The organism is Novosphingobium subterraneum (genome assembly GCF_000807925.1).
Taxonomy (GTDB): domain Bacteria; phylum Pseudomonadota; class Alphaproteobacteria; order Sphingomonadales; family Sphingomonadaceae; genus Novosphingobium; species Novosphingobium subterraneum.
The window spans coordinates 274,443-288,440 of sequence record NZ_JRVC01000001.1 but is presented as its reverse complement, the minus strand read 5'-3'; the positions used below and the strand labels follow the sequence as shown (position 1 = coordinate 288,440).

Genomic DNA, 13,998 nt, shown 5'->3' with positions numbered 1-13,998 from the left:
CTTCAGCTCAGGATCCCGAGAGCGGTCCGGGCAACGATCTCGGGCGTGACGTCTCCAAGAGCGAGGGCCGCCACCGGTCCAAGCTGCGAAAGACGAGTCCGCTCGATTGCCCTGAGGGCGAGATAATCCTCGTCGGACGACTGGAGGATTTGCAGCGCAAAGCGGCACTCCTGCCCGGTGTTGTCGTCGAGAAGGGCGATCAGGAAATCCGGCCTTACGGAGACGTCCGCAAATGGCAGATCGAAGAGGATCTTCTTCACCGCCATCCGGATGTCCCGGCGTCGCAGGATATACTGCGCGTCTTGGAGCGCCCGCAGAACGTCTCGGTCGTGGTCTCGCTCTGTCGGCACGAACTGGTTGCCGCTCAAGACAGGCTGAGCGTAGGCGCGCAGCGCGACATAGCCCTCCTTCCTGCTGTGCTCGCCGACGACGGCGAGCACAAGGAACGGCGGCTCAACTTCGGCGCGGATGATCCCGGTGTGCTGGATGCGGTTCCGGACCGAGATCGTGCCGAGACCGGTGACGATCTCGGTGGAAGTGACCGCATTGGCCTCGAGCAGAAGAAACGCCTGGGGCGCGAATTCATGAGGCCATCTCTCGGCCGCAGCGCGCAGCCGGGCGTGAACCCGCCGCTTTTCGTAATCGATGGCGTTCGTGTAGAGATGGGCCGAGAGCGGAACCCCGGGCGCAATCTCGAGACCTTGCGCAGCCCGGCGCAGGAAACGCATCTCCTGGCTGATCGAGCCCTCCCGTGGCCCTGCTGGCGGAAGCTCGCGCAGCACGTTGGAACCCGCCCGCTCGAGCAGCAGCCACAGCAGTTTGCCGAGGCGCGGGATTGCAACACCACGCGACCGGTCGTCTGGCTCACTGTGGTCCGGTTTCTGGGCGAGTTTCTCCGGCGCCTTCTGGTGCGCGTTGAACAGGCCATCTGGAACATCGAGCGCGTAGAGCGAATCCCTTGCTGTCTCGCGGATGCGCGGCGGTGCCTGGGGCAGGAAAAATGGACACGCCGGCGCATGCATCGGCCTCGAAGTCAGCCGCCGCAGGTAATAGGTTTCCTGAAAGCTCAGGTAGGCCGGGCTCAGCAGCGGCGGCGCGGTGACCTCGCCCAGACAATCGCAGGCGAGCCATTTGTGATTCTCGCGCGCTGTCACGACGAGAGAGACGCAGGCCCGGTGATCGGCCTCGTTGCCATGGCCCGTGTACCAGCGGACCAAGGCTGCTCGCAGACCGTCGCCAATGGCGACGCGCCCGGTGCTACCTGTGGTGTCCTTGGCCACCAACCACATGGTCTGACGCTCTTGACCGCCCCTTTTGTTCACTCTATGTTCGTCACATAGAGGAATTTTGTCTTATGAACAAGGTATTCGATCTCGGCCAATTCGACCTCGATCTGACGCTGCGCGATGCATCGGTTGACCCACTGGTGACGCCTACGCGGCGCTCGCTCGCCAATGCCTCTATCGGGATAGAAGCGTTCGATGCCTATTATTCGGCGCGCGAACTCTACGAAGCGCTGCAGGGGGTTTTCCAGGGCACACCCGGTGCCAAGAACAAGCTGACGCAGGTGCTTTCGTGCCAGTGCGATGATTATCAGCGGTGTCTCTACTACACGCTGGCGGGGCGCGGCATCGTCCAGATGCTGGATGATCTCGAATGGCTGCTCGATCTCCTGCGCCCTCGCTGCGAAATGTCGGGGAAGCTCCTTCGCTCCGGCGAGAGGCCTGCACCGCAGGTCAATCCTTATGTCGCAAGTGAGCCCGACGGGCCCGTTCCAGCACGCTCGGCCGACTTCGTCGAGGGACCCTCGTGGTATCTCGATCCGTCGCTTGGCGGCCGGATCGAAGACTAGGCAGGCATCAGCTTGCCGGCCTAACAGGCAGAAATCAGGGATCGCGCAGGCCAAGCCGGTCGTCGTCATCTACGAGCGTGATGCGCCCTTCCCAGTGCCAGAGGACAAGGTTGAGAGCGTCGGCGGGAGCGCCGCGGGCGTAGCTCGGCACGACAATGCCCACATAGCCTTGCGCGATCGCGGCCTCCGCCAGATCTTGCGTCGGGACCGGTTTGCCTGAGAGCATCCGATCGCGCCACGCCGGGTCGGCGAGCTCAGCCGGTGCGATACCGAAAGGCCGCAATGCAGCCGCATCGCGGCCATCGAGCAACGATCCGATATCGGCCTGATAAGCGACGAGCGTGGTGGGCTGGAGGGTGCCAACCTGATTGGCCTCGCGCAGCGCGGTCTCTGGGGCGAGGGAAGTATAGAGCGCGCTGCGCCCGATGCGATTGAACCGTCCGCCAAACCGGGCCGCCCCCTCCCCTGAGAGGGGTTCGCGGGACCAGACCGGATTGTGGGCGCGGTAGAGCAGCCCGGTGAAGTGCATGAGGCTAGGCGTGAATGCCGGCGTCGACGGCGTCGATATAGGTCAGAACGTCATCGGCCCGGTTGTTCTGCACAAGCTGCATTGCAGTCTGGCCCGAAAAGCCCGGCAGCGGCTCAGAGCGGTACCAGGCATAGGCCAGCAAGGCTGAACCGAACCGCGGTTCGACCTTGTTGAGCACTTCGACCATCTGCCGAAGGCGGCGCTGGGTACGATCGGAGGCAATCCGGTCCTTGCGCTGGATCGCGTCCTTGCCGAGACCCAGCGAGCGCGCCAGTTCGTCGCTGGTGGTGCGCAGCGCATCGACGATTTTGCGCGGAGCAAACGCGCCATTGTCCGCATAGTTCTGAATCGCCATTGCAAAGCTCCATGACTTCTGACGCGATATAGCGTCATTCTGCATGGCTTTCAAGCTGCCATAGGGCTGGCGCCGAGTTCGTCACAGGACGACAACTTGCAGTTCGATCGCACCGGGTGGGTTTTCTCCCGTCGGCATGACACAGAAGGGCTGGAGCGTGTTGCCGGTTCTGACCACAGCGTGGCTCTTCCCGGTTTTCGCGCTCATCCGGATGGCGACGCGCTCGGCATTGGCCCGCCCGCAAAGGACACGGCGGCGCGGATCGAGGCTGGCAGAAGTCATGGAAGAGGCCCTCGCTACTGGGCTATCGGGAAGAAGGTCTTGATCCTTCGGGCGGGACGAATGATCTCGAAGCGCCGCTCCATCAGCCGGGAGATACGATAGGCCCCGAAGCCATCGGGTGTCCGCAGCTCGATCTTGCTCCCGCGCTTGCTGACCCGGAACTCGCGGTGTTCGCTGCCGTCAGTAAAGCGCAGCGGTTCGGGAAGCCGCAGGATGTCGCCATCGGCAACCTTTCGCTCCTTGAGACGCAGCATGGCGTAACACCGGTTGCGCCAGTCCAGGGCATAGGGGTGCGAGGATGAGGTGAGCAGTTCCAGGATGCTTCGCGGGCAATTCGCCTCGACGGGGCCAGATTGCTCATCCATGTCCTTGTAGCCGAAGATCAGGCCATCGGCCGCCTTCGGGTTCCAGTGGACCAGGCAGATAACCGCCGTCACGTAGAGCCTCTCGCGATCTTCACCGTAGCGCTCGACGGCTGCATAGTAGGTGCTGCCGGTGAAAACGCTCTTGAGGACCCGGCACCCCCGGAACGGAGCATCTTCGCAGGCCTCCCGTTCGTAGGTCAGCTGATCGTCGAGATAGGCTTTGGGCGTTTCATGCCCTCCCATCCCTGCGCGGTGCATGTAGAGCCAGCCCATGTGCGTGTCCTTCAGATGAGCCCCGGCTGAGCCGGAGGTGCGATTTGCAGTTCGCGGGCGATCCGCGCTGTGAGTGCCGGAATGTCGGCAAGCGCGGTGATCGGAGCCTTGCGCATGACCGCGCCGGGGGGCTTCCAGAACGGGTTCCGCCAGGCGAGACCCGGTTCGCCGAACCGCTCGGGGCTGATGCGGATGTAGACACCGTCTGCTTCGAGCACATGCTCACCGGCGAGGGCCTCCTGCGAGGTGTAGTAGCTGATGCGGTAGGCGGAATGATCGAGCCCGATCCCGGCTGCGATCTGGCGCAGCGCGCGCGTACCCTCGCGCCGGTAGTGTCGCAGTTCTTCAGGACGATAGTCGATCCCGCGCTTGACCAGCGCAATGATCGCAGGTCGGTGCTTGAGCTCGCCGAGGCGCTCGATGCACTGTGCCCGCAAGATCTGGTCGTCGGCCTCGCAGGTTGTCGGCCTTCCGTCGGCAATGCGCTGAAGGTGGCGAGTGAGGAGCAGAACCGCGGGACAGGTGGCGACCTGCCGGCCTGCGAGGCGCACATCATCGACGGCCTCGTTCAATGCTCGCAGCGCGGTCTCGAACGTCGTCAGCCCATAGGGCTCGAGCGCGCGGCGGTAACGATAATCGATGTCGCAGGACATGCGGCTTCCTTTCCATTGCAAGTGCAATGGCCTCCTCCCCCTCCCCTCAATGCAGACTGCGGTGATGTTTCCCTGAGCTTCTCAGGGACAGTGGCTCATAGATCATCGGCCGCAAGAGAGCCCCGGGAGCGACCTGTTCGAGGATTCTCGCAATCGCCGAGACCGCAGCGCCAGCCTCGGTTGTCTGGATAACCAGGGAGCCGCCCTGCCCCGGATCGGACACCAGTGACCAACCGGGTTCTCCTTTGCCGAGGAGGCTCTCCAGGACCGCATGACGGTTCCGCCCGGGGAACAGCACCCCAACATGGCCGCCGAGCGCTGCGCCAATGTCCGCAGAACCTCTGCTCGCAAGGTCGCTGGCATAGCGGCTCAGCTGCGCAAGCCGCACCGCGTCGTCTGCGGTTGGCTCAAGCGTAAGCCGGAACTGGCGCCTCTTCATGGGCTTCCTCCGCAGGTTCACTCTCATAGCCCGAATAGGCTGCAAGCAGGTTGAAAGCCTGATCGGCCTTGGCGGCAGCCGTGATGATCGCGGTCTTGTCGGATTTCAGGATATCGAGCCAATGGGCGATGTAGCTGGCGTGGCTTTCATGGAGGTCTGCGGGGAGGCCCAGCTCATAGCAGATCCGGGCACTGACCTGCTCCGCGACCAGTTCCTCGAAGGCGTAGGCCTTGTCGCCGAACCGCTTGCCGAATGTGCGCGCGAGCCGCGAGGGGTGCCCGCTCCAATGGCCGAGTTCGTGCGCTTTGGTGGCGACATATCCGTCCTCGGTGCGGAAGGCGCCGCGTTCTGGAAGCTGGATATAGTCTCCGCCCGGAGAGAAGAATGCACGGTCACCGCCATGGCGGATATCAGCAGGTATCGGAGCAAAGAAGGCCTGGATGGCCGCTGCCTTCACAGAGGGTTGCGGCGGTGCTTCGGGGACCGGACTGGGATAGAAATGCGGCGGCAGGCCTTCGATCTGCGAGGCATTGAAAACGCTGTAGGATCGCATGAACCGGATGGTTTTCGACGTCTCCTCGCCAGTCGCCTGATCTACGTCGGTCTTGCTCGTGCTGTTGAAATAGATGCTCGGCTCGGCCGTCTCACCCTTGCGCACTTGCCCGCCCAGTTCCTGAGCCTGACGATAGGTCATCCAGTAGCGCGAGGCGTAGCCGAAGCAGTCGGCGACAGCCCAGAGATAGAGGCGATTGATCCCGGTGTAGGGCAGTCCGCCTGCACGCAAGGGCGCGCCCCCTGCCCCGGTCTTTTTCCAGGGCCGCCGCCAGGGCATTGTGCCGGCCTCGATCCGTGCAATGATGAGATTGGTAATTTCCTGCGCGACATCGCGCTTTGGTCCGCGGCGCATCGGCATTTCCCTTCGTGGAAGAAGAAGGCCCGGCCACTCGAGTGAGCGACCGGGCCAGGACATCAGGAGGAGGGTGAGGCGTTCAGGCAGCCACTGCCGTGTCTGTGGCGGCGCCTTCGGGTTCCTCTTCGGCATCCGGCAGTGCGACCACCCCCTCGATCGCGTCGATGTCGGCCTTGCCGTCTTCGGAGGCATCAGGATCAGCGCTTTGTGCGCCCTCCGGCATGGCCGCACTGAACTTCATGGCCTCGGGCAGCCAGGCAAGGGCGGCTTCCTTGACCTCCTGCTCGATGATCGCCTTACCGGCGAAGATCGTCTCGCACGTCTTGGCGAGGTCCGCCTTCTTGGACGCCGCATAGCGCGCAGCGAGGTCACTTCCGCCAACCTCGGTCAGCGCGGCGAGGCAGGAAGTCTTGCTCACCCGGTCGAAGAAATTCTCGGCAGTCGGCCGCCACAGAGCCGCAACGTCGACATCGAGCATCGACCCAAGCACGGCATGAACCGGATGATACTCGGATCCATAGCCCTTCTTGGCCTCGAGCGAGAGCGCCACCGCATAGGCAAGCCAGGCCGCCTTAGCGTCATCTTCGAGGTCGCGGAAGGCGATGAAACGGGCCGCAACACTGCCCTGCTCCTGCCACGCCTTGTCGAGACCATCCTCGGCCTCGGCGAGAATGCCCTCGGCCGCTGATTGCGGAACCTCGCCGGTCGCAGGATCGCTCGGCCGTCCCGCCTTGATCGAGGTGCCCTTCCCCTCATAGCTGCGATTGTCCGCGAGCGCGAAGATGGCGAAATCGAGGGCAAGCCCCGGATCGCCAAGCAGGCAGGCCGACAGGATATTGCGGCGCTGAACGGCGAGCTCGTCGAACAGCCTCGCGCTGATCGGCTTCTCGCTTCCGGGTGCGATCGCCTCAGGCCGTGCGGGAGCACCACTTGCGCGGCTCCCTGAGGTCGGCGCTGGCTCTTCTGCCGTTGCGGTGACATTGCCTTGGTCATCGGTCTCGAACGACAGCCGCTTCTCGCTGTAGTAATCGGCCTCGAGAACCATCTCGCCGCGGGTGGTGAGCACGAGGAAGCGGCCGACTTCACCGCGCCATTCTTCAGGCAGCTCGCGAACCGGATTGTTGAGGTCGCTGCGTTCGGCATCGAGAGCCTCGTATTCGGCCTCGAGCTTTCCGAAATCGACGTCCTCTTGCTCTTCACCTTCATCGAAGATCGCGTTGATCTCATCTATCCGGGCATCGATCTCGTCGATGCGGGCGCGCGCCGTTTCCGAGAGGGGCACGGGCGGGAGCCGGACAGCGGAGACGCCCATCTCGCTGCGGGCCTGCCAGGAATTGCTGGCGGCCACCGGGCTGATCCAGGCGAGACCGGTCTCCGAGGTCAGGCGCTCGGCTTCCGCTTCCATCTTTTCGGAGGCGAGCCGGTGCGCGATATCGATATCGATCCAGCGATCCTCGCCCGCATCGCTGAACAGATCCCGCTCGACCTTGCCGCCGGCAGCCACATAGGCATCTTCGCCGATCAGAAGCGCGATAGGGTCATTACCGCGCATCGAGCCGGTGGCGACCATGCGGCGAATGGCGTCGGCGCTGGGGTTGTAGGCATGGCGCATCTGCTCGAAGACGCGGATCTGCACTTCGTGCTGGTCGGTCGCAGCATAAGCTTTGGCGATTTCGAGGGTGATGTCACCGGCGGCGAGTGCCTCGAAAATCGGCGCTGCCAGATTAGCAAGGCGCAGCCGGCCTTCGACGAACCGCTGGGTGAGTCCGAAGCGCTTGGCTACGGCCGCGATATCGCTGCCTTCCTTGATGAAATGCTGGAAGGCGCGGCATTCTTCAGCCGGAGACATGCCGACCCGCTGGAAGTTCTCGGCGAGCGAGGCTTCGCCCGCCGTCTCTTCGCTACCCTCGAGCAGCTTGCATTCTACTTCGGCATCCGCAGCCCAGGCCCCGCGATCAATGATCATGCCAATGGCCCGCAGGCGGCGGCCACCGGCGATCACCGCAAACTGGCCGCGCTTCTTGCTCTTGGTCACCAGCAGGTTCTGCAGGAGGCCGCGGGCCTCGATGTCCGCAGAAAGCTGCGCGTCGTCTTGGTCATTGCGTGTTTTGCGCACGTTCGCATCGCTCAAATAGAGCTTGGAAAAGGGAATCAGCATCTCGGTCACTCCTGATCTGCTCCCGGCCATCACCGGGGCACAGATCCCCTCCCCCTCCCCTTGTTTGTCGGGTTCAAGCATCCAAGATCCTGTGCACTTGTCGCAGTCACCGTGGGTTCAGCGCCTTCGGTGCTGCCTCCCATCACCGCATCAGGAGCGCCGCCAGCACGGCCTCTGCTGCCGTTGTCGGAATGAACACCCTTGTGCGGAACGAAATGATCTCGGTGAAACAGCCGATGCTCTTCAACCAGGGCAGCTGATCGACGGGGGCGCCAACGATCTCGTAGCGCTGCTCGTTGGCGACCCGCGAGGACTTGATGGTGGCCTCGAACGGTTGCTTGATAGGTATCGTCCGATGCTCGCCGAGCGCCTTGAGGATCGTTTGCTCCGAGAGTTCGACATTCGAGGTAATGTCGAACTTCTGCAAAAGGTTTGCGACGTCGAGCTCGTGAACGATGCGGCCGAGCCAGCTGCGTCCCTCCTCATCGACGATTCGCCTCACTTCCAGATAGTCGATCGGAAGGCTCGACCATATCGGCAGCAGCAGTCCTGTGGCGAGGTAGATCTTCTCGGTTGTCAGCTTCTCGGCCAGCTCGGCGACTTCGGCACACCAAAGTTGCTCGAAGGTCTCCCGAGGACATTCCGCCCACGCAGACTCGGCAAGATCATCAAGGTGATGGTATTCGCGGCGCAGCGGTCGGTGGAGAATGACGCGGCGGATCAGTTCGCCCCGATCGGTCATGAAATGCCGGGACGGCTCAGCCAGCGCCGCCCTGCCGCTCTTGGTATTGTGCATCAGCATGCACCCGTCCGACAGCTCGAGGCGCTGCTTCACCCTTTCCAGCGTGATTGGCCGGGTACGCGTCCTGAGCGCCAGCTGGAGGAGGTGCGAGGTCGCCCCGGTCCGTGCATCCGTCCGCAGCACAATATCTTCGATGACGTCGGCACTTTCGACCTGGATCGTTTCGACGCCCACATCGAGAGAACCGGCCTCACGCGCCGCGGAAACCCGGGCTTCGAGGAGCCCGAGAAACTCATCGAAAATTGCGTTCTGCATGCCGATCGGCAGGGCAAGAATGCGGTTGAGCCACCGCTGGATCGGGGGAAGGTCTTCTTCGAGCACGCCATCCTGGGAGACGATCGTCAATCCGCTGCGTTGCTCGAAGTCGGACAAGGTCACGCTCTTCAGCGTTCCCTCTGCGAGGAGGCCGAACCAGCTGGTGAGCGCCGCCTTGGCATAAGGGCTTTCGAGATTGTCCGCCGGATCGAACAGATTCTGGCCGCCGGTTTGGCGCTGGCCACGCGTCAATGCCCCAAGGCTGTCGAGGCGCCGCGCGATCGTGCTGGTGAAGCGCAGCTCACCTTTGCAGTTGGTCGTGACCGGCCTGAATAGGGGGGTGTTCGCCTGATGAGTGCGGTGGGTGCGGCCGAGGCCCTGGATGGCCCGGTCAGCGCGCCAGCCCGGCTCTAGAAGGAAATGCACCCGGCGCTTCTGGCAGGGTGCGTCAAGGCTGGCATGGTAGGAACGCCCCGTTCCGCCTGCATCGCTGAAGACGAGAATGGGTTTGCGGCCATCCATGAACTGGTCGGTTTCCGACTGGTTCGTGCGGGGGGAGCGAGTTTCGAGGCGCTGGCTACCATCGGCCTGAGAAATGAGGCGCTTTGTGCGCCCGGTGACTTCTGCGACCTTATCCGTCCCGTAGTGTTCGATGATCCCGTCGAGGGCTGGCTTGATTGGCGGCATCGCGCAAAGATGCTCGATCAGCTCGGCGCGCCGGGCGATCGCAGCCTGGTTGTGCACGGGGCGGCCGTCCTCGTCGAACATCGGCGTCGAACGGGTAGCACCGGTGTCGTCGGTGTAGAACGTCATCTGCTGGGTGGGAAAAGCTCGCTCGAGGTATTCGATGACCGCATCAAGCGGGCTGAGATCAAGGTCGAGTTCGGCCCGCTCTTCGGGTGAAAGGCTGTCGAGCCTTCGGTCGAGGATGCTTTCGGCGGTCGAGACCAGCTGAACCACGACCACGTCATCCTGGTCCAGGTGCTTATTGATGGCGCTGATCAGAGTCGGGAGCTTCATCGAAAGCAGCAGCTGGTTGAAGAAGCGCTGCTTGGTGCTTTCGAAGCGGCTGCGGGCTGCGGCCTTCGCGCCGCCGTTCAGCGTGGTGCCGTCGATCTCGTCGACCACACCGGTCAGCGCGAGCGACTCCTCCATGTTCTGGTGAATAATCGCCCAAGCATCCGCATAGGTGTCGTAGACAGCGATCTGCTGGGCCGTCAGGCCGTGCTTGAGGATTTCGTACTCGACCCCGGCAAAGCTCAGCGCCCGTGCCTGGTAAAGCCCAAGGGCCTTAAGGTCGCGCGACACCAGCTCCATCGCAGCGATGCCACCTGCCCTGATCTGGCTGATGAAATCCTCGCGGTTGGCAAACGCCGTTCCTGGTCCCCAAAGGCCGAGCCGAACCGCATAGGCGAGATTGTTGACTTCAGAGGCCCCGGTCGCCGAGGCATAGAGCACGCGGGCCTTGGGCAGATGGTTCTGGAGCATGACGCCGGCGATGCCCTGCTGGGAACCTGATTTGCTCCCGCGGGCGCCCTCGCCTCCTGCCACCCCGCCCATTTCGTGGCTCTCATCAAAGGCGATGACACCTTCGAAATCCGCCCCGGCCCAGTCCAGCAATTGCTTCAGACGGGTCGCATCCTGCCTCTGACTGCGCAGCGTCGGGTACGTGACGAAGAGGATCCCCTCGCGGAACGGCACTGGCTGATCGATTTTCCAGCTGGAGAGCGGTTGAATGTCGGCAGTCATCCCGCCGATCGCGCTCCAATCCCGGCGCGCATCTTCGAGCAGGCTCTCGTTCTTGGATACCCAGATCGCCTTGCGGCGTCCGGCTAGCCAGTTGTCTAGAATGCAGGCGGCAATCTGTCGGCCTTTGCCCGCGCCAGTGCCATCACCGAGGAAGTAGCCCTTGCGGTAGCTGTGTCCGTCTTCGGCCAGAGTGAGAGCGACACCTTCGTCAGCCGGGACGAACAGGCCCGGCAGATACTGCTGCCAGGCATTGCCGGCATAGATCACCGTCTCGAGCTGCGCTTCCGAAAGCAGGCTTTCTTTGAGGATGCGGCCCTGCAGGCTGGGGCAATACTCCGGCACCGGCGCTGGTATGGAGCCCATGGCCACACTTTCCACCAGCGGGGTCGGGTGCGCCTTTGCACCATCGATGTCGATCCGGCTCGGGCGGTAAGGCAGATAGACACCGGCCTGCTCGCCCAGAGGGCGCGGCGTTGCCAGGCTGCGAAAAACAAGCGGCGATATCGATGGCGCTTCGATTACGCGCGGCTTAGCCGCAGGCGGCTTTGCACTTGTGCGCATCGCCTTGAAAAGCGTGCCGGGCTTGGTCTGCTGCCGTGCGTAAATTGGTGAAGCCTCGCAAGGACCGACTGCCCGCTTTACCACTGCAACCGCCGCGGCAATCTCGGCGACATTCGATCTAGCGAGGATCGCAGGACGGATGTTTCCGGGAACCTTGTCGATCACGTAGAGGCGAACCGGCACGCTGGTCCCCTGCTTGTGGTAGCACCTGGCAAGGCGGCAAGCTGTTTGCACCGTGCAGTTCTCGAATGTCTGGTCATAGATTTTCGAGAGCCTAGCGCTGGTGGTGAACCAGTCCGGCATGATAGCGACAAGTCTGCCGCCAGGAGCCAATCGACCGAGCGCGGCGCGCAGATGGCGGACAGCAGCGAATTGATCGACGCCCCTTCCCTCCGAACGGGAGAACGGGGGGTTCATGAGAATCAGGCTGGGGCGCAGCGAAGGATCCAGCGCGGAAGCCAGCATCGCACCGTCGATCCCGGTAAGCTTGGCATGTTTGAACAGCAGAGCGAGTTTCTCACGGCGTTTGGGATCAAGCTCATTGAGGTGCAGCTGCCTTACTGTCGGCAGGCTGGCCACGAGCGCACCATGTCCCGCACTCGGCTCCAGCACGATGTCGTCTGGCCGGGGCTGCGCAAGGACAGTCGCAAGTGCCGCAAGATCGGCAGGCGTGGAGAACTGTTGAAACCGAATCTGGTCTTCGCTCCTGACCGTATGGGTTGGCAGCTGCTCAACCAGAAGACTCAAAGCGGTGATGTCGTCCAGGCGCACCGGACGGGGTAATCTTAGGAGGTGACGGGTCACCCCTGCTTCGAGGAGGTCATACGCATCGCGCTGTGCCCAGCGGCCCTCAGCCGAGCTTCCTCCATGGAGGCGCTTCATTGCGTCGAAGAGCGTCATCTTCGTAAGCGATCCACCGGCGATCTCGAGCGCGACTTCGTCGATGACCTGATCAAGGCGGGAGTCGAACGGGGTGAAAAGATCGGTCATGCGCTGCTCCTGATGCTGATGCGCACCACAGCCTCCCCCTCCCCTTCCGGTTCGGCAGCGCGGAGCTTGGAATTGCGCCAGAGGCGTTGAGCAGCGCCACTCTTGGAATGCCTGTTTTGGCCCGCAGCATTGCACTAGGGAGAGTTCATCGGCCAAATAAGGCCTATAAGTTGACGTTTTTGCGGATAAAGGCCATATATGGCCTATGTATCTCACCCTCCCGGATCAGCTGACGGGCCTCGGCAAGCGGATCAAGGTACGCCGCCTGGCCCTCGACCTTACCCAGCAAGCGGCAGCTGCCAAAGCTGGCGTGTCTCACAGGACGTGGCGAAGGATGGAGGCCGAAGGCAGGGCTTCGATCGAAGATCTTGTGCGCGCCGCCATCGCACTGCGCTGCGATGAAGGCATTGTCGCGCTGTTTCCGCAAGTTCCGGCAACCAGCATGGATGAGCTGCTCGCGCAGCAGCGCCAAGCAGCAAAGCCGCAGCGCAAGCGTGCTAGCGGTGCAAGGCCATGAAGCTGGCTCCGGGAACGCCCTTGGTGGTTGGATTGCTGACCGATGAGACTGCCGCGCCGCTTTCGGTCGGCAGGCTGGCAATGGCCAGGGGCCTTGCGCAGCTCGAATGGTCTGCAGAGATCATAGCGGAAGGGATGCCAATTTCTCCGCTGCACTATCCGGCTGAACCGGGCCTGCACCCTGCCCGCAGCCGGACCTTTGAAGGCCTCCACGGTTTCCTGTCGGACTGTCTGCCCGATGCCTGGGGCATGCTCTTGTTGAAGCGGCGGCTTCAGAAAATGGGTCACCGGTTCGAAGACCTAAACGCAGTCGACCGGCTCGCCCTTGTTGGCACGAAAGGTCGGGGCGCGCTCGTATTCCAGCCTGAAACGCTTGATGGTGAAACTTCAAGTACTATCGACCTCGATGCTTTGGCCGATGAATCCCGCCACGTTCTGCTCGGCGAGGAGACAGAGCTGGAGGCGCTGCTCACTCGCCTGGGCGGCGGCTCGGGCGGCGCGCGGCCGAAAGTTCATGTGGCGATCGACGCGGGCGGCACGCTGTCCGCAGGAGACGAGTTGGCTGCAGCGGGAACCAGGAGCGCCGGTGAGGAATGGATCGTCAAGTTTGCAGCGACCAACGACCCCGCAGATATCGGGCCGCTGGAGGAGGCCTACGCCCGGATGGCCCGCGCTGCGGGAATTGAAATGGCTGAAACGCGATTGATCTCCTCTGCGAAGGGGCCAGGCCATTTCGCGACAAGGCGTTTCGACCGGCCCGTGCCCGGAAAAAGGCTTCATATGGTCAGTCTGGGCGGAGTGCTTGAGGCCTCGCCGCATATGCCGAGTGTCGACTACGACGGGTTCCTGAAGGCGACATTGGCGATCACCCACAGCATGGCGGACGTCGAGCAAGCCTTCCGCCGCATGGTCTTCAACGTGCTCGCGCGAAACCGCGACGATCATGTTCGCCAACATGCTTACCTGATGGACGCTCGGGGAGATTGGCGGCTTGCGCCGGCCTTCGACCTGACGTTCTCGAATGGCCCCGGCGGCGAGCATTACATGGCTGTTCTGGGCGAAGGGCGCACCATTACCCGCCAACATATAGAGAAACTCGCGAAGACCCACGGTATCTCTCCCAAGCGCGTGTTCGCAGTGATCGACGATGTTCGTGCATCACTCGCCGATTGGCCGTCGCACGCTCGGGATACTGGGGTCCGGGTCTCAATGGCAAAAGTATCAGAGGGCTTGGAATCCGTGGCCCGAACATTTGGCTAAGGAAGGCTTTGGGGTCCGTTTTCCCAAGTCTTTGAAGACACCAAGAGGC

At 62.9% G+C, this 13,998-nt stretch carries 13 protein-coding genes; 3 read left to right on the top strand and 10 right to left on the bottom strand.

Features of this window, described 5'->3' with window-relative positions; translation table 11 throughout:
- Positions 1-2: 2 nt before the first annotated feature.
- Positions 3-1,289 (bottom strand): hypothetical protein, encoded by a 1,287-nt coding sequence (locus NJ75_RS01375; RefSeq protein WP_039330698.1) that lies wholly within the window; start codon positions 1,287-1,289, stop codon positions 3-5.
- A gap of 65 nt (positions 1,290-1,354) precedes the next feature.
- On the opposite strand from NJ75_RS01375, the gene NJ75_RS01370 reads away from it, so the two are divergent.
- Positions 1,355-1,852, top strand: a complete 498-nt coding sequence (locus NJ75_RS01370; protein ID WP_039330696.1) for a hypothetical protein — start codon at positions 1,355-1,357, stop codon at positions 1,850-1,852.
- Positions 1,853-1,886: 34 nt separating this feature from the next.
- On the opposite strand, the gene NJ75_RS01365 is transcribed toward NJ75_RS01370, so the two are convergent.
- The 9 genes from NJ75_RS01365 to NJ75_RS01325 form a co-directional block, all read right to left on the bottom strand.
- Positions 1,887-2,381, bottom strand: coding sequence for an RES family NAD+ phosphorylase (locus NJ75_RS01365; protein ID WP_039330694.1), 495 nt, complete (start codon positions 2,379-2,381; stop codon positions 1,887-1,889).
- Positions 2,382-2,385: 4 nt separating this feature from the next.
- Complete coding sequence (locus tag NJ75_RS01360) at positions 2,386-2,736, bottom strand: antitoxin Xre/MbcA/ParS toxin-binding domain-containing protein (RefSeq protein WP_022675518.1); 351 nt, start codon at positions 2,734-2,736, stop codon at positions 2,386-2,388.
- 81 nt (positions 2,737-2,817) lie between these two features.
- Complete coding sequence (locus NJ75_RS01355) at positions 2,818-3,018, bottom strand: hypothetical protein (protein ID WP_039330691.1); 201 nt, start codon at positions 3,016-3,018, stop codon at positions 2,818-2,820.
- A 14-nt stretch (positions 3,019-3,032) separates the two neighbouring features.
- The gene (locus NJ75_RS01350; RefSeq protein WP_039330689.1) at positions 3,033-3,656 is read right to left on the bottom strand and encodes a DUF6927 domain-containing protein; all 624 of its coding nucleotides are present in this window, start codon (positions 3,654-3,656) and stop codon (positions 3,033-3,035) included.
- Positions 3,657-3,667: 11 nt separating this feature from the next.
- Positions 3,668-4,309, bottom strand: a complete 642-nt coding sequence (locus tag NJ75_RS01345) for a hypothetical protein (RefSeq protein ID WP_052241785.1) — start codon at positions 4,307-4,309, stop codon at positions 3,668-3,670.
- A 46-nt stretch (positions 4,310-4,355) separates the two neighbouring features.
- Positions 4,356-4,748, bottom strand: coding sequence for a hypothetical protein (locus NJ75_RS01340; RefSeq protein WP_039330687.1), 393 nt, complete (start codon positions 4,746-4,748; stop codon positions 4,356-4,358).
- The gene (locus NJ75_RS01335; RefSeq protein WP_086740700.1) at positions 4,717-5,655 is read right to left on the bottom strand and encodes an ArdC family protein; all 939 of its coding nucleotides are present in this window, start codon (positions 5,653-5,655) and stop codon (positions 4,717-4,719) included. The genes NJ75_RS01340 and NJ75_RS01335 overlap by 32 nt, the downstream gene beginning before the upstream one ends.
- Before the next feature lie 82 nt (positions 5,656-5,737).
- Positions 5,738-7,816 carry a ParB/RepB/Spo0J family partition protein gene (locus tag NJ75_RS01330; protein WP_039330896.1) on the bottom strand — a complete coding sequence of 693 codons (2,079 nt, stop codon included), beginning with the start codon at positions 7,814-7,816 and terminating at the stop codon, positions 5,738-5,740.
- A gap of 142 nt (positions 7,817-7,958) precedes the next feature.
- Positions 7,959-12,173 carry a strawberry notch-like NTP hydrolase domain-containing protein gene (locus NJ75_RS01325; protein ID WP_039330683.1) on the bottom strand — a complete coding sequence of 1,405 codons (4,215 nt, stop codon included), beginning with the start codon at positions 12,171-12,173 and terminating at the stop codon, positions 7,959-7,961.
- A 205-nt stretch (positions 12,174-12,378) separates the two neighbouring features.
- Here NJ75_RS01325 and NJ75_RS01320 point away from each other — a divergent pair, with 205 nt between their 5' ends.
- The gene (locus NJ75_RS01320; RefSeq protein ID WP_039330681.1) at positions 12,379-12,690 is read left to right on the top strand and encodes a helix-turn-helix transcriptional regulator; all 312 of its coding nucleotides are present in this window, start codon (positions 12,379-12,381) and stop codon (positions 12,688-12,690) included.
- Complete coding sequence (locus NJ75_RS01315) at positions 12,687-13,949, top strand: type II toxin-antitoxin system HipA family toxin (RefSeq protein ID WP_039330680.1); 1,263 nt, start codon at positions 12,687-12,689, stop codon at positions 13,947-13,949. Before NJ75_RS01320 ends, NJ75_RS01315 begins: the two co-directional genes overlap by 4 nt.
- The last annotated feature ends 49 nt before the right edge of the window (positions 13,950-13,998 follow it).